We start from the raw sequence: 23,513 nt of genomic DNA on the forward strand, positions 1-23,513 counted from the left end.
TCCCCCGCCCGATCGAGCGGGGTTTGGCATGTGCGGCCAAGCTCGACAAGCGGTGAGCTCGGCGGGCGAGGCGCCTCAGGCGGCGACGCCGGTTCCGATCGGACAGGTCACCCCGGTGCCGCCGACACCGCAATAGCCCGCTGGGTTCTTGGCGAGGTATTGCTGATGGTAGCCTTCGGCGAAGTAGAACGCATCGAGCGGCTTGATCTCGGTGGTGATCTCGCCAAAGCCCCGGGCCTTCAGGGCTTCTCCGTAGGCCGCGCGGACGCTTCTGGCCGTCTCGGCCTGCGCCTCGTTCGCCGTGTAGATTCCCGAGCGGTATTGCGTGCCGACATCGTTGCCCTGGCGCATGCCCTGGGTCGGGTCATGGCTCTCGAAGAACGTCTTGAGTACCGCCTCCAGGGGGCGCACGGCCGGATCATAGACGACGAGGACCACCTCGTTATGCCCGGTCATGCCCGAGCAGACCTCCTCGTAGGTCGGATTGGGCGTGAAGCCGCCGGCATAGCCCACCGCCGTCACGACGATTCCATCCGGCAATTGCCAGAACTTGCGCTCGGTGCCCCAGAAGCAGCCAAGCCCGAGGACGATCTGCTCGCTTCCCTCGGGATAAGGCCCCTTCAGTGAATGGCCATTGACGAAATGAGTGTCCGTGGTGGGGAGCGGCGTCGAGCGGCCGGGCAGCGCGTCGGCGGCACTCGGCATTTCGGGGCGCTTGCGGAAGAACTGGAGCATCGGGGCCTCCGTGAGAGGGCGGGATGTTCCCTATATGGGGTGCCGGACCCTCTTGCTGAATGCCCCGTGTCGAAACGGCATGCCTTACGGTCGAGGCGTCAGGGCCGGCTGAGAAAGCCGATCGGCTCGCGGGGCGGCTGGCCGAGCCAAAGCAGGAAGGCCCCGAGACCGAGGCCGAGGAGGCAGGCGGGGGCCAGGGTGAGCGGCAGGACGAGGGCCTGCCACAGCCATGGGGCCACGCTCTCCACCGAGCCCTGGAGCGCACTCCCGCGCTCCTTGAACAGCGTCATCAGAAGGTCGCTCAGGCTGGTGACGCGCACGCCGTTATTGGCGATCGAGCGCGCGCCATCGTAGACGAGGCCGACGAAGCCCGCCGCGAGGACGACATATCCGAGGAGGCGGCTGAAAAAGCGGAGCATCGCGACTTGCACACAGGCCGGCTCCCGTGCCGGCCCTGCCGGGTTAGGGGGCTTCGCCGCGTGGCGCAAGGTCTCCGGGGGACTCGCGCGCAATGGCCGCCACGGCCCGCCATTGCGCGGCGTGACGGCTCCGTGGCACAGCCCGCCGCAGCCACATCCAGCGGACCATCGCCTTGCCGACCGAACCCGAAACCACCACCGGACTGGTGATCTTCGATTGCGACGGGGTACTGGTCGACAGCGAGCCGCTGAGCCTCGGAACCCTGACCGCCGGGCTCAACCGGATCGGCGTCGCCATCGATGTGGATACGGTGAGGGAGCGCTTCGCCGGCACGTCCATGACCTCGATCATGGGGCATATCGAGCGCGATTACGGGATCGTCGCCCCCGAAGGCTTCGTCGAGGCGGTGAAGGCCGAAACCCTTCGCGCCTTCGATCGTGACCTGCGTGCCATGGAGGGGATCGCCCTGGCGGTACGGGCCCTGAAGCTTCCGAGCTGCGTCGCCTCGAGCAGCGATCCGGCGCGCCTTGCCCATTCACTCGGCCTCACCGGTCTGCTGCCCCTGTTCGAGGGCCGCATCTTCTCAGCGACCATGGTCTCCCACGGTAAGCCGGCGCCCGACCTCTTCCTCCATGCCGCCGCCGAGATGGGCTTTGCCCCCAATCGATGCCTCGTGGTGGAGGATAGCGTGCCCGGCGTCACGGCGGCGCGCGCCGCTGGAATGCGCGTCCTCGGCTTCACCGGCGGGGGCCATTGGGAGCACGATCCCACGGGGGCGGACCTGATCGCGGCCGGGGCCGAACGGGTCTATGGGAATCATCGCGACCTCGCCGGCCTGATCGAGCGCCCCGCAGTGTAAGCCTGACTTCGGCTCGTCCCGAAGAAACCGACTGCGCTCCGTTGATCTGCGCGTCATTCATGCCATGAGGGCACATGCATTCGGAAGATGCATCCGTTGACGAAGCGGAGGACTGCTATCATTCTATAGGTGCGGTTGTGGTCCGGATGGGCCGATCCGCCGCGGTGATTTGAAGTGTGTAGCTTGCCCCGCGTCATCAAACGCTAAAGCACTGCGGAGCGTTCGCGCCTCGTGGTCCTTCGTCGAAAGGATGACTTGCCGTGATTGATCGATCGTCGTTCCAAACTCTTCTGCATGCCTGCTCCCGCTGTCGATGCTGACCGACCCGTCAGATCGAGACGCCTTCAGCAGAATGGCCCTCAGGCCGCGTCAGGAGTTCACGACATCATGCCCCATTTCCACCAGGACGACGCTCATCGGGCGTTGAACCGATTGCACACGCCTGATGTCCAGGCGGATCATCTCCAGGCCCGTGCCCGCAACCGTCTTCATGCCACCCCGCCGCCACGGGTGATCGAAATCGGCGAAGTGACGGCCGGCATCGCCGTGCCCGAACGGGGCGGTGTGCGGTTCTTCTCGTCAGGACGCGATTTCGACCCCCTCGACGGGCTCGTCTTCCGCAGCGTCGAGCAGGCGGCAAAGGCGGCGCGGGACCGTTTCGCGGCCCGTCGTGCGCCGCGCCGGCACGCCGTCTCAACCCGGCTCGATCTCGTACGTCCCGAGGCGGATCTCGACCTTCATCGGACGGCGTACGGGCGCTGAGCTTTCGTTACCCTTCGACAGTGGGCGTTCCAGTAGGGACGCCCATTGCTGGGGACAGGCCCTTCACGCTTCGCCGACGGTGCTCGACGGAGGCGTGGCCTTCAGGCTCCGCCGACGCTCGGCCCGGGCGAGTTCGGCCGCATTGGCAAAGCCCGTCGCCATGGCGATCTCGGCCGAGTTCAGCGCGCTCTCGCGACGGAGCTGATGGGCCCGGTCGAGCCGCAGGGCGAGATAATGCTGGTGAAGACTGATACCGATCCGGTTTCTGAAGAGCAGTTCGAGCTGGCGGATCGAGACGCGGGCGAGTTCGGCCAAGCCCTGCCGCGGTAGCGGCGCTTCCAGATTGGCCTCCATCGCGGCGAGGACCCGGAGCAGGCGCGGATCCCGCACCCCGATCCGCAGGCGCAGGTCCATCCTCTGCGGGCTCAGGCCCTCCCGGATCTGGTTGTGCAGAAACCAGTCGCTGACTCCGTTGGCGAGGCCCGGACCGTGGTCGCGCTCGATCAGGTTGAGCATCAGGTCGAGGGCGGCGATGCCGCCCGAGCAGGTGATCCGATCGTCCTGGATCTCGAACAGGGAGCGCACGACCTCGATATCCGGGTAGCGTTCCTCGAAGGCGGGAACATGCTCCCAGTGGAGCGTGCAGCGGCGCCCCGTCAGCAGACCCGCGCGAGCGAGCAGGTAAGGCCCTCCGGAAATGCCGCCGAGCGTGATTCCACGCCGGGCGAGATGGCGAAGCCAGGCGGTCAGGGCCGGGTCGTCGAAGGCGGCGGGATTTCCGCCCGCGCAGACGAAGACCCGATCGGCGTCGAGTTTGGTGTCACCGACATCGACATCCGGCAGGATCGCGATTCCGTTCGAAGCCTGGACGGCGCCTCCGCCGGGGGCCGCATGCCACCAGCGGTAGACTTCGCTGTCCAGGAGGGTGTTGGCCGCCCGCATGGGTTCGACCGCGGCCGCGTAGGACATGAGCGGAAAGCCGGGCAGCAGGATAAAGCCGACGGTCAGCGGCTCCGGCCTTTTCGGCGCGGCGGCGTTCCGGCCCGAACATGAAGAATTGGGCGCTGGGGGGCGGATGCTCATTTCTGCGCAAATTGTCCGAATGACGTCGCAAAATGCAAGGGGTCCCGGCCGGCTATAGGCTACCGGTGAGGCTCACACGTTGCAGTCAGCCCCGGAGCATGTCCCGCCATGCGCTATTCCCTCCTCAGCGTCCTGGGTCAGGCCCTGCGTGGCCAGCGCGATTGGAAGCCCCAATGGCGCGATGCCACGCCCAAGACCGAGTATGATGCCGTCATCGTCGGCGGCGGCGGTCACGGCCTCGCGACTGCCTATTACCTCGCCAAGGAGCACGGCCTTACCAACATCGCGGTGCTGGAGAAGAGCCATGTCGGCTCCGGCAATGTCGGTCGCAACACCACCATCGTCCGCTCGAATTACGGGCTCGCCGGCAACATCCCGTTCTACGAACGGTCGATGAAGCTCTGGGAGGGCCTGGAGCAGGACATCAACTACAACGCCATGGTGAGCCAGCGCGGCGTGCTGAATCTCTACCATTCGGACGCGCAACGCGACGCCTATGCCCGGCGCGGCAACGCCATGCGGATGGCGGGCATCGATGCCGAACTCCTCGACCGCGAGGGGGTTCGGGGAATGGTGCCGTTCATCGATTTCCACAACGCGCGCTTTCCCGTGAAGGGCGGTCTCCTCCAGCGCCGGGGCGGCACGGTGCGCCATGACGCCGTGGCTTGGGGCTATGCCCGCGCCGCCAGTGACCGGGGCGTCGATATCGTCCAGAACTGCGCCGTCACCGGCATTCGCCGCGAGAACGGCCGGGTGGTGGGGGTCGAGACGAGCCGTGGCTTCATCCGGGCGAAGAAGGTCGCGCTCTCGGTGGCCGGCTCGACATCGCTGCTGGCGTCCATGGCCGACCTGCGCCTGCCGATCGAGAGCCACGTGCTCCAGGCCTTCGTCAGCGAGGGCGTGAAGCCGCTCATCGACACGGTGATGACCTTCGGGGCCGGGCATTTCTACGTCAGCCAGTCTGACAAGGGCGGCCTCGTCTTCGGCGGGGATATCGACGGCTACAATTCCTACGCTCAGCGCGGCAACCTCGCCACGATCGAGGACGTGATGGAGGGCGGCATGGCCCTGTGGCCGGGCCTCGGGCGCCTGCGCCTGCTGCGGCACTGGGGCGGGATCATGGATATGTCCATGGACGGCAGCCCGATCATCGACCGCACGCCGGTCGACGGGCTCTATCTCAACGCGGGCTGGTGCTACGGCGGCTTCAAGGCGACCCCGGCGGCGGGGTTCTGCTTTGCCCATCTCATCGCCCGCGACAAGTCCCATGAGGACGCCGCCGCCTACCGGCTCGACCGTTTCGCCACCGGCCATCTCATCGACGAGAAGGGCATGGGCGCCCAGCCGAACCTGCATTGAGCGCGGATCTGGAGTGAGGGAACGACGATCATGCGTATCCGATGCCCCCATTGCGGGCCCCGCGACAACGGCGAGTTCAGCTATCTTGGCGACGCCGCGCCGATCCGGCCCGACGGTATGGAGGCGCCGCCCGCCGCCATGCACGACTACGTCTACCTGCGCGACAACCCGGCCGGCCCCCATCGCGAGCTCTGGTATCACGGCGCCGGCTGCCGCTCCTGGCTCGTGGTCGATCGGGATACGCGAACCCACGAGATCACCGGGGTGTCCTCCGCCCGCGATGTTGCACTGAGCCGCCGGACAGGAGAGGTCGCATGACCACGATCACCCTTCGGGACACCGCCTCCCCGAGCGGCGCGACCCCGGCAACGACCACCGGGCAGGGCTTTCGCACCGCGACCGGCGGCATGATCGACCGGCGCCGTCCCCTGGACTTCACCTTCGACGGTCGCCGCTACAGCGGTTTCCAGGGCGATACCCTGGCCTCGGCGCTGTTGGCCAACGGCGTGCGCCTCGTTGGCCGGTCGTTCAAGTACCACCGCCCGCGCGGCATCCTCAGCGCCGGTTCGGAGGAGCCGAACGCCCTCGTCGAGCTGCGCTCGGGCGCGCGCCGCGAGCCGAACACCCGCGCCACCGTGGCCGAACTGTACGAGGGCCTGGAGGCGTCGAGCCAGAATCGCTGGCCGTCGCTGAAATACGACGCCCTCTCGGTCAACGCCCTGGCGGCGCCGGTCTTCGCAGCGGGGTTCTACTACAAGACCTTCATGTGGCCGGCCGCTCTGTGGGAGAAGCTCTACGAGCCGATGATCCGGCGCGCCGCCGGCCTCGGTCGGGCTGCCCATGCGCCCGATCCCGACACCTACGACAAGGTCTTCGCGTTCTGTGACGTGCTGGTCATCGGCGCCGGACCGGCCGGTCTCGCGGCGGCCTTGGCCGCCGGTCGGTCGGGCGCGCGCGTCATCCTCGTCGATGAGGATCACCGGATGGGGGGGCGCCTCCTCGCCGACCAGCGCGAGATCGCCGGGCGATCCGGTGCGGATTGGGCGGCGGACGCCCTCGCCGAACTGGAATCCATGCCGGAGGTGCGCATCCTTCCCCGAACCACCCTGTTCGGGGTCTACGATCACGGTGCCTACGGGGCGGTCGAGCGCGTCGGCGATCATCTGGCCGTGCCCCCCGCCCATGCGCCGCGCCAGCGCATGTGGCGGATCACGGCAAGGCAGGCCATCCTCGCTGCCGGAGCCATCGAGCGCCCGCACGTCTTCGGCGGCAACGACCGGCCCGGCGTGATGCTGGCCGGCGCTGTGCGGACCTACCTCAACCGATACGGCGTGCTCCCTGGCAGAACCATCGCGATCTTCACGTCGGGCGATGACGGCTGGCGCACGATGGCCGATGTCGTCGCGGCCGGCGGGCAGGTGGCGGCGGTGATCGATTCCCGCGCCTCGGTACCGGCCGAGCTGCGCCGAGCCGCCGAGGAGGCAGGCGCGCAGGTGATCTGTGACGGCTACGTCACCGGCACGAAGGGGCATCTCGGCCTTGAGGCGATCGAGGTGGTGGACACCTATGGCAGCCGCCAGACCATCGCCTGCGACTGCCTCGCCATGGCCAATGGCTGGAACCCGATCGTGCATCTCGATTCGCACCTGTCGCGGCGCCCGGTCTGGGACGAGGCGATCCATGCCTTCGTCCCTGGCGCGCTTCCCTCCGGCATGGTGGCCGTCGGGGCGGCGGGCGGGGCCTTTACCCTGGCCTCCTGCCTGGAAACCGGTGGCCGGGCCGGGGCGGCGGCCGCCTCCGCCTGCGGATTCGCCGGCGCCGCGCCCGAGACCCCGAAGACCGATCCCGAGAGCATTGCCCATACGCCGCTCTGGCGGGTCCCGGTCTCGAAGGGCAAGGCCTTCGTCGATTTCCAGAACGATGTGGCCGCTTCCGATGTGGAGCTCGCCCATCGCGAGGGCTTTCGCGCAGTGGAGCTCTTGAAGCGCTACACCACCCTCGGCATGGCCACCGACCAGGGCAAGACCTCGAACCTCGCCGGGCTCGGCATCATGGCGGAGCTCACCGGCCAGCCGGTCGCGAGCGTCGGCACCACGATGTTCCGGCCGCCCTTCACCCCCGTCGCCATCGGCGCCTTTGCCGGACATCACCGGGGCAAGGATTTCCGGGCGACCCGGCATGTTCCCTCCCATGCCTGGTGCGAGGAGCAGGCAGCGGTCTTCGTCGAGACCGGCCTGTGGCTTCGCCCGGCCTACTTCCCGAAGCCCGGCGAGAGCGACTGGCTGGAAACGGTCAATCGCGAGGTGAACACCGTGCGCGCTCATGTGGGCGTCTGCGACGTGACGACGTTGGGCAAGATCGACATCCAGGGGCGGGATGCGCTCGCTCTCATCGAGCGGGTCTGCGCCAATCCGTTTGGCACGCTGCCCGTGGGCAAGGCGCGCTACGCCGTGCTCCTGCGCGAGGACGGCTTCGTTCTCGACGACGGCACCGTCGCTCGGCTGGGTGAGAGCCATTTCGTGATGACGGCCTCCACGGCCAATGCCGCCAAGGTGATGCAGCATCTGGAATTCTGCCACCAATGGCTGTGGCCGGAACTCGACGTGCAGATGGTCTCCGTGAGCGAGCAATGGGCGCAGTACGCCGTAGCCGGCCCGCGCGCCCGCGACACGCTGTGCGGCATCGTCGATCCCGGTTTCGACCTGTCGAACGAAGCCTTCCCCTTCCTGGCCTGCGCCGACGTCACGGTAGGCGGCGGCATCCCCGCACGGCTGTTCCGCATCTCGTTTTCGGGCGAACTCGCCTATGAACTCGCCGTCCCGGCGGCGTATGGCGATGCCGCGTGGCGGGCGATCATGGCGGCCGGCTCGGCCTACGGCATCACCGCCTACGGCTCGGAGGCGCTCTCAGTGATGCGCATCGAGAAGGGCCACGCGGCCGGCGCCGAGATCAACGGCCAGACCACGGCGCGGGACATCGGCCTCGGCGGCCTGCTCGCCAAGAAAAAGGACTATATCGGCCGCCTGATGAAGGAGCGGCCTGCCCTCGTCGATCCCGATCGGCCGATCCTCGTGGGTTTCCGCCCCGTCGACCGCAGCCAGCGCCTGCGCGCGGGGGCGCGGTTCCTGGCCATCGATGCCGCCCCGAGCCTCGCGGCCGACGAGGGCACCATGACCTCGGTGGCCTATTCACCGAGCCTCGGCCACTGGATCGGGCTTGGCCTGATCCGGCGCGGCCCCGAGCGCCATGGGACACGGGTGCGCGCCTACGATCCGGTGCGCGACGGGGATATCGAAGTCGAGATCTGCTCACCGGTCTTCGTCGACCCGAAAGAGGAGAAGCTGCGTGTCTGACGGCATCGAGACGACATGGCGGCCGAGAAGCGCCTGGGCGGGGATCGCACCGGTCGGCCGGCACGGACGTCCGGGCGGCGAGCCCGGTCTCACCCTGACCCTGCGCGAGGAATTCGGGCTCGCCACCCTGATCGCGGTGAAGGGCCGGACCGACGCCCTGCGGCAGGTTATGGACGCGCGCTTCGGCTGGTCGCTGCCCGATCCGGGGGGCGCCAATCTCACGGGAGAGCGGGGATTGGTCTGGTCCGGACCGGATCAATGGCTCGCTCTCTTCGAGGAGCGCAGGGAGATGGCGGGCCTCGGCCAAGCCCTTGAAGGCCTGGCCGCGGTCACCGACCAGAGCGACGCCCGCGCGATCGTCCGCGTGTCCGGGCCGGACGCCCGGGCGTTCCTCGCCAAGGGCCTCGCCATCGACCTTCATCCCCGTGCCTTCCAGCCGGGGCAGGTCGCCGTCACTGCCCTTGCGCATATGGGCGCGCAGGTCTGGCAGCGGGACGCAGTCCCCACCTACGACCTCGCCGTGGCACGCAGTTCCACCGGCAGCGTCTGGTCGTGGATGAGCCACGCCGCGGCTGAGTTCGGCTACGACGTTCGCAATGCGGCGCCGTGAGCGGATCCGGCCGGGGACCGGCCGGATGGCTCAGCTGCGCGGATAGATGATGATGGAGAGGTAGGTCATCGGCGTCTTAATCAGCTTGGCCGGCCCGTGCGAGGCTGCCGAATCGAACAGGAGCGAGTCGCCCGGCTGCAGTGTGTAATCGTGTTTGTCATGGCGATAGATGACTTCGCCGGTCAGCATATAGATGAACTCGGTCCCGCCATGCCGGAACTCCGTATAGGACTCGGCATCGTTCTCCAGGGTGATGAGATACGGCTCGACGACGATTTCACCGCGCAGGCCCGCCCCGAGGAGTTCGTAGAGATGCCCGGCCTTCGTCCCGCGCCGCTCGATGACGACACCCTGCCCGCGCCTGACGAAAGAGCAGTCGCGGCTCTCCTCGAAGGCCGAGAACAGAACGGTGATGGGCACGTTCAACGCCTTGGCGACGGCGTTGATCGACGACAGCGACGGCGAAATCTGCCCGTTCTCCATCTTGGAGATCATGCCGGGCGAGATCCCGGCCGCTGTTCCGAGATCAGCCACCGAGAGGTCGCGCTCGCGCCGGAACAGGCGGATCTGGTGGCCAAGCGCCCGCTCGAGTGTCCGCTTGTCGTCGACCGGTGCGTTCGAGGCGGTGTTCAGCATCCGGTTTCTGATCTCGTCCTGAGCGCGACACGCATCGAGCACGACGCACGAGCTAGCATGTCGGCATACGATTCTCGTCTAGCACCGGAACACCGCACCGAACAGGTTGCGCGATCGCCGGTGAGGCGATCCGACTCATCATGGCCGATGGCAGGATTTGCGCACTTCGTTCATCGGTGCTGACACCCCAGCCAAGCAGGCACCTCGAACGGCGAAACCCGTCCGTGTGAAGAACACGGTGCGAATCCTTCGCGCCAGCAGACGAGTTGCTTCGGATATCAAGTCCAGAACGCCTCGGGATAAGACAGTCGACCGTTTCGACACGGCCATCCTCGGAGGTCGTGGGTCAAGGTGTCGACCTGGTCGAGCGTAGGGAGGAGCCAGAGGACATCACCGCACGCAGCCGCGCGATCCGGTAAGCATCGGGGATCGACAGGGCCCAGACGAACACGCCGGCGGCGTGGCGACCGATCACATCCACATCCGGGGAGGCGAATTTCGCGGTCAGCCACGCTCCCACCAGGGTGAAGAACGCGAATCCCAAGCCGCGTTGTGCCTTTCCGGCCAGCACATGGCCCATGCCGGGAAGCGCGATGGCTGCCGCAAGGACGAAATAAGGGTTAGGCTGCGGCGCGCGCAGGGGTTTGTTCGGATCCATGGGCTGTGCCTTCTCCGGTGAGGCTCCAGACGAGGCCTGTTGCTTGGGCGAGCAGCGGCCGAAGCTGCTCCGGACCTATCTGCGTCACGGGAAAGCGATTCTCGCGCAAGAGCAGGTAGGCACCACGATCGCCCTGGCAGAGCTGGCTCACGATCCGAATTCCCCGGGGCGTCAGCAGCACTTCCTTCACGCGTGGCTCGGTGAGGATGCTAGCGATTGCCCCTGAGGCGCGGACAAGGAGCGGTTCGGCGCCGGGCGATCCCCGCACCAACGTCTCACCCGGCCAGCCCTCCGGCACATCGTAGCGCGCCGGAAGGTTGTCCGCAGGGGCGTAGAATTCGACGCCTACGACGCGCCTGAGGACGTCGATCGTGCCGCGAACACCGGTCGCATGGTGCACCGAGACGCTGACCCAGAGCTGCGGCAGGCGACGGAAGGCCAAGGCTTCGGGAATGACCCGAACCTCGACCGGCATGTCCAGGAACCGGCCCGCGAGGCTTCCGAAGCCCGTCGGGTCACGGCCATGAATCGGCTCCGCCAGAAGGGTTTCGCAGGGCTGGAGCATCCCGGCGCGTTCCGCCGAGGCCGTTCGGCTGCGCCGGTAGAGCGCGTAGCCGGCGGCACCGAGGATCGGAAGAACGAGGAGGTCGATCATGCCGGTCTCAATAGCCGCGTGGCTTCGGCCAGTGCATGGTGAACTGGTCGCCGCGCCGGACATACTTGTAGCGGTGCAGCACGAACCAGGCGGAGGCGATGATGTAGAAGGTCATCATCGCGACGAGCTGCGTCCCGTAGCCGAGGAAGACCGCCACATAGGTCACACTGCACAGGAGCAGCAGCAGCAGGCACGGCAGCGGGTGAAGCGGATGGACGTAGCCTCTCTGAATGGTGCCGAGGGGCCATTTCCGCCGGAACAGGACGATGGAGAGCGCCATCAGGGTGTAGCCGAGCAGCCCGGACAGGATCGAGAAGGTGATGGTCTGGTCGAGCGGTGTCGAGACCGCGAACATGATCGCCACCGGTACGAAGAAGACGATCGACCGGTAGGGGGTGTGGTAGGCGGGGTGGACCGCACCGAACCAGGCCGGCATGTAACGGTCGCGTCCCATGGCGAACCAGGCCCGCGAGGCGTCGTTGATGCAGCCATTGGCCGAGGCGACGGTGGCGAACAGGGTGCCGAAGAACAAAGATACTTCAAGCCAGCGACTCCCCGTGAGACGCCCCGCATCGTAGAGCGGCGTCACGGCTTGGCCGAGATATTCCCAAGGCATCAGTCCCGAGCAGACGTACCAGGTCGCCGTGGCGGCGATCAGCAGGGTCATCATCCCCGTCATGGTGCCCAGTGGCAGGGCGCGGGCGGGCGAGCGCACCTCCTCGGCGGCCTGCGTCGTTCCCTCGATGCCGAGATAGAACCACAGGCCGAAATGCATGGCGGCGAGGATGCCGAGATTCCCGTATGGCAGGCCGACCAGGAGGGCATCGTGCTGCAGCACGGCGCCCGGCGCCCAGGGCTGGGTCGCCACGAAGAGCACCACGATGGCGAGGAAGGCCGCGGCGGTGATCAGCAGGTTCATCGTCAGCGATGCGAGCACGCCGCGATAATTCAGGAAGGCGAGGGCCACGATGGTGAGCACCATGAAAGCGCGCTTGTCGATGGTGCCCGCGACACCGAGATTGGCCATGAACGCTTCGAGCAGATCCCCGGTCACGATGGCGTTCGAGACCTGGAGCATGGTGTAGGCCATCACGAGGTAGAGGCCGACATTGAAGGCCGCGAGCGGCCCGATGATGTGCTTGGCCTGCGCGTACTGGCCGCCGGCGGCGGCCACCGTGGAGGTGATCTCGGAATCGATCATGGCCACGCAGGTATAGAGGATCCCGGCGAGCCAGCAGGCCGTCAGCGCCGCGATCGGTCCACCCTTGCCGACGGCGAAGTTCCAGCCCATGAACTCGCCCACCAGCACGATCCCGACGCCGAGCGCCCAGACGTGACCGGGGCCGAGCACGCGCAGGAGCGCGACCTTTCTGGCGGGCACCGCGCCCGCCACCGACGACACGTCAGACAGGGAGACCTTCGGGGTCTGGAATCCTGGCGGAGAGGCGACCTGACCGTCCTGCATCACGACCTCGCTGCCCGTTCGCCGACATCGGCATCCACGATCTCGCCCTCCTCGGACGAGAGGAGGTAATCCTCTCCGAAGGCTCGGTTGGTGCGCACCAGATCGACGGCCATCCAGAGCGACAGGGCTCCGGCGATCGCCCAGGCGCTCCAGTTCATGATCTCGACCATGACGAATATCCTCGTAGGAAAGGAACGGGCTGGCCGTGACCGCGCCCAATGTGGCTCAGCGCGGCTCGACGGGCTTGGTCGGGTCATCGTCACCGAAGCGCTCGGCGATGACTTCGCGGTACTCGTGGTCGGAGTAGCGGAACATGAAGACGAAGTAGGCGACGATGATCAGCGCCGTGAACACCAGGGTCGTCCAGTTGAAGTTATAGTCAAAGCGCGTGCCGATGATCGTCGCGGCCTTTTCCGGCGCGATGCCCAACTTCTCCCATTGCGCCGCCATGACCGCGTTCTGACCCAGGGATTCCCAGGACGGGTTCGGATACTCCGTCGTGGTCGTGCCCCCGCCGGCCAGTTTGAGCCACAGCGGCAGATAGAGCGTGATGAAGACCAGGACGAGCATCAAGATCGCGTCGAAGATCTGCCCGACGATCGGCTGACTCGGCGGCTCGTAGGGAACCTTCTTCATTCGGTTGCTCCTTTGTGCTGACGCGCTTTGCGGATCTGATCGAGGTAGTAGATGTCGGTGCCGTAGATCGCGGCCTTGTCCTCACTGTAATGACGGATCATCGCGAAGGTGGATGCAGTATTGAGGAACAGAACGATGGCCGCGAGGATCGCCATCGGGGTCAGCAAATGAGCGCCGTCGAAGGCCTGCCACATGCTCCAGAACGTGAAGCCATAGATCAGCCAGACGGCGACCACCGCAAACATCGCAGCCGCGCTGTCGCGCCGGAACATCGATGAGATGCGGGGATCCTGATTCACGGCACGTCCTCCTTCAGAAATTTTCTTTTTGAGAACCGAGGGTTCCTTTCCGGAAAGATCCTGCCGGAAATGGGCCGTTGTCAATGCCTAAAATGATGGCGCGCTGCACGCAGAATGAATTTTTCTGCCTAATCCTTCGCGGTGACGGCCTGAGCCGACGGGGGCATGTAGTTGCGAAGGGGAGGGGCGTTTGCCCGTTATCCAGACGTGCCATCGCCTCGTTCCGTCCTGGTCGGACGCTGCTGTTTTCTCCGTCCGACAGGACTTGACGGCTCGCTGCATTTCGCGAAACCCTATTTCCTGAAGGGAATTATCGATCATCCAGTCGAGCAGACGCTCTCGTCGCGGCGGCCTGCATTGTTGGCGTTTGTCCGCGAATAAGCGCGTCAACGCCAGGACTGATGCTTGGAAACTCAGTCCAGTAGGGCGGGCCGCTTGAGGGGCACCGGTTTGGTCGGGCTTATTTTCCTCTGACCCGGAGGTTTGTCTTCGAGCTTCCCATTGTGAGAGGGCGCACCCTGCAACACCTGAATGACGTACCGGCCGATAATTTCTCGAGAAGAATTTTTTGTGACCGATAGTTGACGCTTCGGTTGGAATGTGAGAGCACCGATCAAGGTGCTCGATGGAAGCGGGAAAGCGCGATGTGCGGTATAGTCGGGTTGTACTTGAAAAACTCGAAGCTTGAGCCGCAGCTCGGCTCGCTTCTCTCCAAGATGCTCGCGACCATGACGGATCGCGGTCCCGACAGCGCCGGCTTCGCCGTTTACGGATCGGACAGTCACGGCGTGAAGCTCACCCTGCGTGGTCCGGGTCAGGCGGCGCTGAGGAAGGCGATCTCCGGTGTGGAGGAGGCCCTCGCGCTCACCTTCGAGAAGACGGAACGTGACACCCACACCGTCATATCGGTGCCGGCCGAGGGCGAGGAGCGGATCCGCGCATGGCTGAAGGATGAGGCGCCCAGCGTCGACGTGGTCAGCGCCGGCCGGCGGATGGAGATCTACAAAGAGGTCGGGCTGCCGGCAGCCGTCGCCGAGCGGTTCGATCTCGCCGGCATGACCGGCACCCATGGCATCGGCCACACCCGCATGGCCACCGAGAGCGCGGTCACCACCAACGGTGCGCACCCGTTCTCCACCGGCATCGATGAATGCCTGGTCCATAACGGCTCGCTGTCGAACCACAACGACATGCGCCGCCGTCTCGAGCGCGAGGGGCTCACCTTCGCCACCAAGAACGACACCGAGGTCGCGGCCGGCTATCTGAGCTGGCGCATGCGCGAAGGCGCGTCCCTCCAGCAGGCGCTGGAATCGAGCCTGTCGGATCTCGATGGCTTCTTCACCTTCGTGGTCGGCACAGAGACGGGCTTTGCCGTCGTGCGCGATCCCATCGCCTGCAAGCCGGCGGTGATGGCCGAGACCGACGATTACGTGGCGTTCGGCTCCGAGTACCGGGCCCTCGTGGGTCTGCCCGGGATCGCTTCCGCCCGCGTCTTCGAACCCGAACCCGCCAAGGTCTACGCCTGGGAGCGTCACTGATGTCGTCCTACGATCTCAACCAGGCGCCCCTGCGCGACCTCAACCGGGCCCTGCACGCTCTGCGCGCCGACACCAACGAGACCCACTGGACCATCACCGGCCCGGACGGTCGCCACGCCATCGCGGTGGGCCTCGATGCGCCGATCTCCGTCGAGATCGAGGGGAATGTCGGCTATTACTGTGCCGGCATGAACAAGCTCGCGAGTGTCGTAATCAACGGCAATGCGGGTGTGGGTGTCGCCGAGAACATGATGTCGGGCTTCGTCCATGTGCGCGGCGATGTCAGCCAGTCGGCCGGCGCCACGGCGCATGGCGGCCTCCTCGTGGTTGACGGGAATGCGGGCGCGCGCTGCGGCATCTCGATGAAGGGCATCGACATCGTCGTGAAGGGCTCGATCGGCCACATGTCGGCCTTCATGGCCCAGGCCGGGACCCTGACCGTGCTCGGCGATGCCGGCGAGGCGTTGGGCGACTCGCTCTACGAGGCGCGGCTCTACGTGCGCGGCTCCGTCAAGAGCCTGGGCGCCGATTGCATCGAGAAGGAGATGCGCGACGAGCACCGCGAGCAGCTCTACGCCAAGCTCCAGGCCGCCGGCCTCGCCGGCGAGGTCAACCCGTCGGAGTTCCGGCGCTACGGCTCCGCCCGCCGCCTCTATCATTTCAACGTCGACAACGCCGGAGCCTACTGATGGCCGAGACTCCCAAGGACCCGACCGCCAAGGATCCGACCCTGAAGGATGCGCGTCCCCTGCCGCGCACCAAGCCGCGCTTCTCGGCGACCTTCACCCCCGACGTGATGTCGGAGATCCGCCGCGCCGCCGCCACCGGCATCTACGATATCCGGGGCGCGGGGGCGAAGCGCAAGCTGCCGCATTTCGACGACCTCCTGTTCCTCGGCGCCTCGATCAGCCGCTACCCGCTGGAGGGCTATCGCGAACGCTGTGGCACCGAGGTTGTGCTGGGCGCCCGCTTCGCCTCGAAGCCGATCCACCTCAAGACCCCGATCACCATCGCGGGGATGAGCTTCGGCTCGCTCTCGGCCCAGGCCAAGGAGGCGCTCGGGCGGGGGGCGACACTGGCCGGTACTTCGACCACCACCGGCGATGGCGGCATGACGCAGGAGGAGCGCGGGCATTCGCAGACGCTGGTCTACCAGTACCTGCCCTCGCGCTACGGCATGAACCCGGACGACCTGCGCAAGGCGGACGCGATCGAGATCGTCATCGGCCAGGGCGCCAAGCCCGGCGGCGGCGGCATGCTGCTCGGCCAGAAGATCACCGAGCGTGTCGCCGGCATGCGCTGCCTGCCCCCGGGCGTCGACCAGCGCTCGGCCTGCCGCCACCCGGACTGGACCGGGCCGGACGATCTCGAGATCAAGATCGAGGAACTGCGCGAGATCACCGATGGCGAGAAGCCGATCTACGTGAAGGTCGGCGCCTCGCGGCCCTATTACGACACCGCGCTCGCCGCCAAGTCCGGCGCCGACGTGGTTGTCCTCGACGGCATGCAGGGCGGCACGGCCGCGACCCAGGACGTGTTCATCGAGCATGTCGGCATCCCGATCCTGGCGGCGATCCGCCCCGCCGTGCAGGCGCTGCAGGATCTCGGCCTGCATCGGAAGGTGCAGCTCGTCGTCTCGGGCGGTATCCGCTCGGGGGCCGATGTGGCCAAGGCCCTGGCTCTCGGCGCCGACGCCGTCGCCATCGGTACGGCGGCGCTCATCGCGCTGGGCGACAACGATCCGCGCTGGGAGGCCGACTATCAGGCACTAGGCACCACCGCCGGCGCCTACGACGATTGGCACGAGGGCAAGGATCCCGCCGGCATCACCACGCAGGATCCGGAACTGGCCAAGCGCCTCGACCCGGTCCTGGCCGGGCGGCGCCTGGCCAACTACCTCGCCGTGATGACCCTGGAAGCGCAGACCATCGCGCGCGCCTGCGGCAAGAGCCACCTCCACAACCTCGAACCCGAGGACCTCGTGGCGCTCACCATCGAGGCCGCCGCCATGGCGCAGGTGCCGATGGCCGGCACGGGCTGGATTCCGGGCAAGACCGGCTTTTGAGCGCAACGAAGGGCCGTCCCACGGGGGCGGCCTTTCCCTTCGACAGCACGGCCGAGCGGGCCGCCCGAATCAACGCAGGGTGACGCCATGAACACGGATCTCGAAACCGTCGCGAAAGAGCGCGGCATCAAGTACTTCCTCGTCTCCTACACGGACCTGTTCGGCACGCAGCGCGCCAAGCTCGTCCCGGCCGCCGCCATTGCCAGCACCTGTCGAAACGGCGCCGGGTTTGCAGGCTTCGCCACCTGGCTCGACATGAGCCCGGCCGATGCCGACCTCCTCGCCGTGCCCGATGCCGCCGGCCTGATCCAGCTGCCCTGGAAGCCGGAGGTCGGCTGGCTGCCCGCCGACCTCGTCATGGGCGGCAAGCCGGTGGAGCAGGGGCCGCGCAACATCCTCAAGCGTCTGATCGCCGAGGCGGCCCGCGACGGATTGCAGATGAAGACCGGCGTCGAGTGCGAGTTTTTCCTGATCACGCCGGACGGTTCCGAGCCCGCGGACATGGCCGACCGGCAGATGAAGCCGTGTTACGACCAGTCGGCCCTCATGCGCCGCTACGACGTGATCACCGAGATCTGCGACGCCATGCTGGAACTCGGCTGGAAGCCCTACCAGAACGACCATGAGGACGCGAACGGGCAGTTCGAGATGAACTGGGACTACGACGACGCCCTCGTCACCGCCGACCGGCACGCCTTCTTCAAGTACATGACCCGCTCGATCGCCGAGAAGCACGGCCTGCGCGCGACCTTCATGCCCAAGCCCTTCATGGATCTGACCGGCTCCGGCTGCCACGCCCACGTCTCGCTCTGGAGAGGCGACCGCAACGTCTTCGCCGATGCGTCGGACGAGATCGGAATGTCGCGGGAGGGCTATCACTTCATCGGCGGGCTCATCCACTCCGCCGATGCGCTCGCCGCCATCACCAACCCGTGCGTGAATTCCTACAAGCGCATCAATGCCCCGCGTACCACTTCCGGCGCCACCTGGGCTCCCAACACCGTGACCTATACGGGCAATAACCGCACCCACATGATCCGCATCCCCGATGGCGGGCGCTTCGAGTTCCGCCTCGCCGACGGGGCGGCCAACCCCTACTTGCTCCAGGCGGGCCTCCTCGCCGCTGGGCTCGACGGCCTGCGCAACCGGCGCGATCCGGGCCAGCGCCTCGACATCAACATGTACACGGACGGCCATACGGTCGAGGGCGTCAAGTGTCTGCCGCTCAACATGCTCGACGCCATGCGGGCCCTCGAGAAATGCGACGTGCTCAACGAGGCCTTGGGCTCGTTCGTGCCGAGCTATCTCAAGCTCAAGACCGAGGAATGGAACGCCTATTCGCGCCACCTCACCCAGTGGGAGCGCGACACCACGCTCGATTGCTGAAGCCCGGACCAGCCGCCGGTTCCGACGGAGAAATTCGCGCGAGCCGCACCCGCCCCTCGCGCGGAAGGGGTTCCCAGCCGAACGGCTTCCGGCGGGATCATGCTTGATTAGAACCATAGTGAAGGACATATCGCTTCCGGTTGCCGGTCCCGAGATTTGGGTGCATGAACCGGCTGATCTCGGCTTTTCGGTCCGAAACAGACGACGGCGGGCGGGAAGAGCTCTGTGGACCACGACGATAGCAGCGCGGGAATCGAGGCCGACCGTCGTGCGGCCCTCGTGCGCTACGGCATCCTCGATACGGAGGCCGAGGCCGATTTCGACGATATCGTGAAGGCCGCGTCGGCGGCCTGCGACATGCCGATCTCCCTGATCTCCCTGCTCGACGGGGACCGGCAATGGTTCAAGGCCGAGACGGGTTTCGGTCTGCGGGAGACCCCGATCTCTTCCTCGATCTGCCGCCATGCCGTCCAGGAACGGGACGCGGTGTTCGTGATTCCCGACACGACCCGCGACGAACGGACGTCCGCGAACCCGTTGGTCACCGGCGACTCGCATGTGCGCTTCTATGCCGGTGTGCCTCTGCAGACGTCGGCCGGCGTCACCCTCGGCACGCTCTGCGTCCTCGACACCAAACCAAATAGCCTGACCGCGGCGCAGAGGCTGATCCTGCAGACGTTGGCCAAGCAGGTGATGGCCCTGCTCGAACTGCGCCGCGCCCTGCAGGACCGGCGCGAGAGCGACCGGCTCAACAAGGCGATCCTGGAAAGCGCCGTCGATTACGGCATCATCTCCATGGATCTGTCCGGCCGGGTGACGAGCTGGAACACCGGCGCGGAACGCGTCATCGGCTGGAGCGAGGCCGAGATGCTCGGCGAGCCCGCCCATGTCTTCTTCACGCCCGGGGATATCGAGACCGGCGCTCCCGAGCAGGAGATGGGCGCCGCGCTGCTGCACGGGCGGGCCAGCGACGAGCGCTGGCACAGGCGCAAGGACGGCACCCTGTTCTGGGGCCTCGGCGAGATGATGCCGCTCAGGAACGAGGATGGGCATCCGGAGGGGTTCATCAAGATCCTGCGCGACCGCACGGAACAGCGCCTCGCGAACCAGAAGCAGCGGGACGACGCGGAATTCATGCGCAGCGTCCTCGCCTCGTCGGCCGACTGCATCAAGGTGCTCGACCTCGACAACCGCCTGACCTTCATGAGCGAGGGCGGGATGCGGGTGATGGAGGTGAGCGACTTCAACGCGATCCAGAACTGTCCCTGGCCGGATTTCTGGCAGAACCAGGGCAATGCCGATGCCCACGCGGCCCTCGCCGCCGCCAAGGCCGGGGGAACCGGCCATTTCCAGGGACGGGCCAACACCATGGCGGGCAATCCTCGCTGGTGGGACGTTCAAGTCACCCCGATCCTCGATGCCGAAGGCCGCCCCGAGCGGCTGCTCTCGGTTTCCCGCGACATCACCGTCCAGAAGACCGCCGAGCAGCGGATCAGCGCCAGCGAGGCGCGCTGGCGAGGCCTGTTCACCAGCATGCAGGAAGGGTTCTTCCTCGGCGAACTCGTCCGCGACGGGGCCGGGCAGGCCTGCGATTACCGCTTCCTGGAGATCAACCCGGCCTTCGCCCGGCAAACGGGCCTGTCGGAGCAGAGCGTCGGCCGTACCATTCGAGATGTCGTTCCCGAGATCGACCAAGGGCTGATCGACCGCTATGCGAGCGTAGTTGATACCGGCGAACCGAGCCTGTTCGAGATCACCGTGCCCGGCCTCGGCCGGACCTTCGAGGTCCGCGCCGGACACGAAAGCGGCCAGAGGTTCAGCTGCCTCTTCCTCGACGTTACCGAACGCAAGCAGGGCGAGACTCGCCGCCTCGCCATCGCCGAGCTCGGCGACCGACTGCGCGACCTGAGCGACCCAATGGCGATCGCGTTTGCTGCGGCGGAGATTACGGGCCGGACCCTGGGACTGTCCCATTCCGGCTACGGAGCCGTGGACCCGGAGCGCGAGACCATTCTTGTCGGTCGAGGGTGGTCGACGCCCGGCCTCCCTCGCATCGATGGAACTCGCGCGTTCCGAGAATATGGCTCATGTATCGACGTGCTGAAGTCCGGAGCGGCTTTTGTGATCGAGGATGCCGCCTCGGATCCGCGCACCGCCTCGGATGCGGCGTCGCTGAACGAGATCCGCATCCGTTCGCTCGTCGACCTGCCGGTGATGGAGCACGGACGGTTCGTCGCCGTGTTCTACGTGGCCAAGGACGTTCCACACGTCTGGACCACCGAAGAGATCGGCTTCATCCGCAATATCGCCGACCGGACGCGCGCCGCGATCGCTCGGATCGAGGCCGAGGCGCAGCAGCGCGTGCTCAACCTCGAACTCAGCCACCGCATGAAGAACATGCTGGCGATGGTGCAATCTATCGCCACTCAGACCATGCGGAACGCCACCGATGTCGTGAGTGCCAAAGAGGTGCTGGCGGGGCGTCTGATCGCGCTGGGCAAGTCCCATGACCTGCTTCTGGGCGGCTCACTCGGCGATACGCCCCTGAAGACGCTGATCGAGAGTGCCCTGGAGCCTCACAAGGACAAGCCCGATCGATTCTCCATTCGCGGGCCGGCCCTGAACGTGGGCGCCAAGGCCGCGATGTCGCTGGCCCTCATCCTCCATGAACTCGCGACCAATGCCGCCAAATACGGCGCCCTCTCTACCGCCAAAGGCAGCGTCGCCATCGTCTGGGAGATCTGCCGGAGCGAGGGCGAGGGCGGTGATCAGGTGCTGCTGCGCTGGGTCGAAGCCGGGGGGCCGCCGGTCAGTCCGCCCACTCGCACGGGGTTCGGAACGCGATTGATCGGACGAGGCCTCGCCGGCAATTTCGGCGGCGAGGTCTCCCTCGATTATCGCACGGCCGGTGTGGTCTGTACGCTCGAAGCGTCGCTGAAAGGTCTGCAGGCCGTGGATACGCCGCCCGACTTCCGTTAGGGCCATGGTTGGAGAAGCGGACGCCGTTCTCCGGAAGAGCCGATACCCGGCAGGGATGGGCCGGATTTAATCCGCCCGGATCTGTGCCGCGCCGGAATCCTTGGAATTGAGCGCACAGCCGCAGGTGAAAACCCTGGCACCGCTGTCAGTTCCCCGCGAGGCCGCCTCACCGGTGAGGAGATGCCTGAGCTGCGTCTCGAGCTGATCCTTCTGATACGGCTTCTGCATCACAGGCACAGTCTGATAGGCCGGCTCCAGCCCCGCCGTGCCGTAGCCCGTGGCGAACAGGAACGGGATGCAGCGCTCGAACAGCTGATCGGCCACGGGATAGCTGCGCGTCTCGCCGAGATTCACATCGAGGACGGCCACATCGAAATCGCCGGCCTGAAGCCGCCGCAGCGCCTGGTCGAGACGCATGGCGACCACGACTTCGCAGCCGAGATCCAACAGCATGTCCTCGGCAAGCATCGCCACAAGGCTTTCGTCTTCCACGAGCAGGACCCGACGTCCCTCCAGAATGCTCATGAGACCGGACGCCCCGTCACGATATCCTGTCCATGCCATCCCAATGCGGTCAGGGGGATTTCGAGGCGGCACACGAGTCCGGCCGGTGCGAAATCGATCTCGGCGCTGCCGTCGAATTCCAGCGGCAATTGCCGCTCGATCAGCCTCGATCCGAAACCCTTGCGGGTTGGAGGGACCACTTCCGGGCCGCCCGTCTCCGTCCAAGTGAGAGACAGGTGCTCACGCGCCCCGTCGGGCGTCAGCGTCCATGTCACCGCGACCCGGCCTTCGGCAACCGAAAGGGCGCCGTATTTGGCGGCGTTGGTCATCAATTCGTGCAACGCCATCGCCAGCGTCACGGCGACCTTGGGGTGGAGGCGAGTATCCTGGCCGGTTATCGTGAACCGCGTCCCGTCGGTCTCCGCCACCGCATGGGGCGCGATCGCCCGCTCGACGACGTTGAGAAGGCTGGCGCTCTCCCAGTTCGATTCCGTCAGGACGTTGTGGGCGTTCGACAGCGCCGTGACGCGGGCATCGAAAATGGCGCGAGCCGGCTGATCGGCGACGTTGCGGAAGGTCTGCGCCGCGATGGACTGGACGGTGGCCAGGGTGTTCTTCACCCGGTGGTTCAACTCGTTCGTCAGCAGTTTCTGCCGCTCGGCCGCCGCCTTCTCTTCCGTGATGTCGCGGACCTCGATGATCGTGCCGATGATCTTGGCCGCATCGTCGCGGATGGGGCTCGCCGTGAAGCCTACGGGATAGAAATGCCCGTCCTTGTGGACGAACACCTCCTCGCCGCGTTCCTGGTTGTTTTCGGGGAAGGCACGATCGATCGCGCATTCCTCCAGGGGGAACGGACGGCCATCGGGGTAGGTGTGGTGGACGATATCGTGCAGCGGACAGTCGCGCGCGAGCACCTCTCCGACGCTGAAGCCGGTGAGCAGTTCGGCGGCGCGGTTCATGTAGACGCAGTGCTGCCGGTCATCCATCAGGAAGATCGCCACCGACGCGTTGTTGAGCACGGCGTTCAGGCGCCGCTCGGTCTCGTGGAGCTGCGACCCGCGCCGCAGGGTCGGCAGGGACATCGAGGCTTCGGCGGAGGAAACGAGTGGCGGCCGGGTCGGCACGAGGCAGGCTCTCTGCAAGGATGGGCGGGCACTCGATGGTGCGCTGCGATATCTTAATGGCTTCGTTACGGTCCAGCGAGGAAAGATCGGCCGATCCCCGATATCCCCGCGCACCGACAGGCGAAAGCGTGAGGGGCGGCGGTTTGTTCCGCGTGACGGGCTTCGGCAAGTGATCCGGCAAGTGATCCGGCAAGTGATCCGGTAGGTTATCCGGCAATGGATTTGGCGACGGAACGCGTGCGACAGTGGGAATTCTCCGGGATGTCACAGCGCTGTCGTGCCGGACGATCGCATCGCGGCGGATCTTTTTTTCCCAATTGAAGGCGGGTTGCTGGACGGGGCGGCCCCGGAACGCAGGCCGGGCGGGGATTGTATCGGTACGGC

Annotated in this window: 23 protein-coding genes; 11 read left to right on the forward strand and 12 right to left on the reverse strand. The window is 66.5% G+C overall.

The window, feature by feature from the left end:
* Positions 1–75 precede the first annotated feature (75 nt).
* Both msrA and FPV16_RS13475 read right to left on the reverse strand, forming a co-directional pair.
* On the reverse strand, positions 76–735 hold the full coding sequence (gene msrA, locus FPV16_RS13470) for a peptide-methionine (S)-S-oxide reductase MsrA (RefSeq protein WP_227438893.1): 660 nt from the start codon (positions 733–735) through the stop codon (positions 76–78).
* 98 nt (positions 736–833) lie between these two features.
* Positions 834–1,154, reverse strand: coding sequence for a PetM family of cytochrome b6f complex subunit 7 (locus FPV16_RS13475; RefSeq protein ID WP_227438895.1), 321 nt, complete (start codon positions 1,152–1,154; stop codon positions 834–836).
* Between the two features lie 173 nt (positions 1,155–1,327).
* Between FPV16_RS13475 and FPV16_RS13480 the strand changes: the two genes are divergently transcribed.
* Positions 1,328–2,014: an HAD family hydrolase gene (locus FPV16_RS13480; RefSeq protein WP_227438897.1), complete on the forward strand. Its 687-nt coding sequence runs from the start codon at positions 1,328–1,330 to the stop codon at positions 2,012–2,014.
* A 387-nt stretch (positions 2,015–2,401) separates the two neighbouring features.
* On the forward strand, positions 2,402–2,776 hold the full coding sequence (locus FPV16_RS13485; RefSeq protein ID WP_227438899.1) for a hypothetical protein: 375 nt from the start codon (positions 2,402–2,404) through the stop codon (positions 2,774–2,776).
* Positions 2,777–2,839: 63 nt separating this feature from the next.
* Here the strand turns inward: FPV16_RS13485 and FPV16_RS13490 are convergent, their stop codons facing one another.
* Positions 2,840–3,745, reverse strand: a complete 906-nt coding sequence (locus FPV16_RS13490; protein WP_227438947.1) for a GlxA family transcriptional regulator — start codon at positions 3,743–3,745, stop codon at positions 2,840–2,842.
* Between the two features lie 222 nt (positions 3,746–3,967).
* On the opposite strand from FPV16_RS13490, the gene FPV16_RS13495 reads away from it, so the two are divergent.
* The 4 genes from FPV16_RS13495 to FPV16_RS13510 are packed head-to-tail and all read left to right on the forward strand — an operon-like array spanning position 3,968 to position 9,181.
* Positions 3,968–5,218 carry a sarcosine oxidase subunit beta family protein gene (locus FPV16_RS13495; protein WP_227438901.1) on the forward strand — a complete coding sequence of 417 codons (1,251 nt, stop codon included), beginning with the start codon at positions 3,968–3,970 and terminating at the stop codon, positions 5,216–5,218.
* 30 nt (positions 5,219–5,248) lie between these two features.
* Entirely contained in the window at positions 5,249–5,536 is a 288-nt protein-coding gene (locus tag FPV16_RS13500) for a sarcosine oxidase subunit delta (RefSeq protein ID WP_227438902.1), read from the forward strand.
* Entirely contained in the window at positions 5,533–8,571 is a 3,039-nt protein-coding gene (locus tag FPV16_RS13505; RefSeq protein WP_227438904.1) for a sarcosine oxidase subunit alpha family protein, read from the forward strand. The genes FPV16_RS13500 and FPV16_RS13505 overlap by 4 nt, the downstream gene beginning before the upstream one ends.
* Positions 8,564–9,181, forward strand: a complete 618-nt coding sequence (locus FPV16_RS13510) for a sarcosine oxidase subunit gamma (RefSeq protein WP_227438906.1) — start codon at positions 8,564–8,566, stop codon at positions 9,179–9,181. Before FPV16_RS13505 ends, FPV16_RS13510 begins: the two co-directional genes overlap by 8 nt.
* 30 nt (positions 9,182–9,211) lie before the next feature.
* Here FPV16_RS13510 and FPV16_RS13515 read toward each other — a convergent pair whose 3' ends face one another.
* From FPV16_RS13515 to FPV16_RS13545, 7 genes are all read right to left on the reverse strand, one after another.
* Positions 9,212–9,817, reverse strand: coding sequence for a helix-turn-helix domain-containing protein (locus tag FPV16_RS13515; protein ID WP_227438908.1), 606 nt, complete (start codon positions 9,815–9,817; stop codon positions 9,212–9,214).
* A 346-nt stretch (positions 9,818–10,163) separates the two neighbouring features.
* On the reverse strand, positions 10,164–10,475 hold the full coding sequence (locus FPV16_RS13520; RefSeq protein ID WP_227438910.1) for a hypothetical protein: 312 nt from the start codon (positions 10,473–10,475) through the stop codon (positions 10,164–10,166).
* Complete coding sequence (locus FPV16_RS13525; protein WP_227438912.1) at positions 10,438–11,130, reverse strand: hypothetical protein; 693 nt, start codon at positions 11,128–11,130, stop codon at positions 10,438–10,440. The genes FPV16_RS13520 and FPV16_RS13525 overlap by 38 nt, the downstream gene beginning before the upstream one ends.
* Positions 11,131–11,137: 7 nt before the next feature.
* Positions 11,138–12,595, reverse strand: coding sequence for an APC family permease (locus tag FPV16_RS13530; protein WP_413629295.1), 1,458 nt, complete (start codon positions 12,593–12,595; stop codon positions 11,138–11,140).
* Positions 12,595–12,765 carry a hypothetical protein gene (locus FPV16_RS13535; protein ID WP_227438919.1) on the reverse strand — a complete coding sequence of 57 codons (171 nt, stop codon included), beginning with the start codon at positions 12,763–12,765 and terminating at the stop codon, positions 12,595–12,597. The genes FPV16_RS13530 and FPV16_RS13535 overlap by 1 nt, the downstream gene beginning before the upstream one ends.
* Positions 12,766–12,820: 55 nt before the next feature.
* Positions 12,821–13,231 (reverse strand): hypothetical protein, encoded by a 411-nt coding sequence (locus FPV16_RS13540; RefSeq protein ID WP_227438921.1) that lies wholly within the window; start codon positions 13,229–13,231, stop codon positions 12,821–12,823.
* The gene (locus FPV16_RS13545) at positions 13,228–13,530 is read right to left on the reverse strand and encodes a hypothetical protein (protein ID WP_227438923.1); all 303 of its coding nucleotides are present in this window, start codon (positions 13,528–13,530) and stop codon (positions 13,228–13,230) included. The genes FPV16_RS13540 and FPV16_RS13545 overlap by 4 nt, the downstream gene beginning before the upstream one ends.
* A gap of 644 nt (positions 13,531–14,174) precedes the next feature.
* Here FPV16_RS13545 and FPV16_RS13550 point away from each other — a divergent pair.
* From FPV16_RS13550 to FPV16_RS26290, 5 genes are all read left to right on the forward strand, one after another.
* On the forward strand, positions 14,175–15,068 hold the full coding sequence (locus FPV16_RS13550; RefSeq protein ID WP_227438924.1) for a class II glutamine amidotransferase: 894 nt from the start codon (positions 14,175–14,177) through the stop codon (positions 15,066–15,068).
* Positions 15,068–15,757 carry a protein glxC gene (locus FPV16_RS13555; protein ID WP_227438926.1) on the forward strand — a complete coding sequence of 230 codons (690 nt, stop codon included), beginning with the start codon at positions 15,068–15,070 and terminating at the stop codon, positions 15,755–15,757. Before FPV16_RS13550 ends, FPV16_RS13555 begins: the two co-directional genes overlap by 1 nt.
* On the forward strand, positions 15,757–17,133 hold the full coding sequence (locus FPV16_RS13560) for an FMN-binding glutamate synthase family protein (protein WP_227438928.1): 1,377 nt from the start codon (positions 15,757–15,759) through the stop codon (positions 17,131–17,133). Before FPV16_RS13555 ends, FPV16_RS13560 begins: the two co-directional genes overlap by 1 nt.
* Before the next feature lie 87 nt (positions 17,134–17,220).
* The gene (glnT, locus tag FPV16_RS13565) at positions 17,221–18,519 is read left to right on the forward strand and encodes a type III glutamate--ammonia ligase (protein WP_056164085.1); all 1,299 of its coding nucleotides are present in this window, start codon (positions 17,221–17,223) and stop codon (positions 18,517–18,519) included.
* Between the two features lie 225 nt (positions 18,520–18,744).
* Positions 18,745–21,498 carry a PAS domain-containing protein gene (locus tag FPV16_RS26290; protein ID WP_227438936.1) on the forward strand — a complete coding sequence of 918 codons (2,754 nt, stop codon included), beginning with the start codon at positions 18,745–18,747 and terminating at the stop codon, positions 21,496–21,498.
* A gap of 66 nt (positions 21,499–21,564) precedes the next feature.
* Here FPV16_RS26290 and FPV16_RS13575 read toward each other — a convergent pair whose 3' ends face one another.
* Together FPV16_RS13575 and FPV16_RS13580 are read right to left on the reverse strand one after the other, a co-directional pair.
* Positions 21,565–22,023, reverse strand: a complete 459-nt coding sequence (locus FPV16_RS13575; RefSeq protein WP_227438937.1) for a response regulator — start codon at positions 22,021–22,023, stop codon at positions 21,565–21,567.
* Entirely contained in the window at positions 22,020–23,087 is a 1,068-nt protein-coding gene (locus FPV16_RS13580) for a sensor histidine kinase (protein ID WP_227438938.1), read from the reverse strand. Before FPV16_RS13580 ends, FPV16_RS13575 begins: the two co-directional genes overlap by 4 nt.
* Between the last annotated feature and the right edge of the window lie 426 nt (positions 23,088–23,513).

It is taken from the genome of Methylobacterium sp. W2 (assembly GCF_020662345.1).
Lineage (GTDB): Bacteria > Pseudomonadota > Alphaproteobacteria > Rhizobiales > Beijerinckiaceae > Methylobacterium.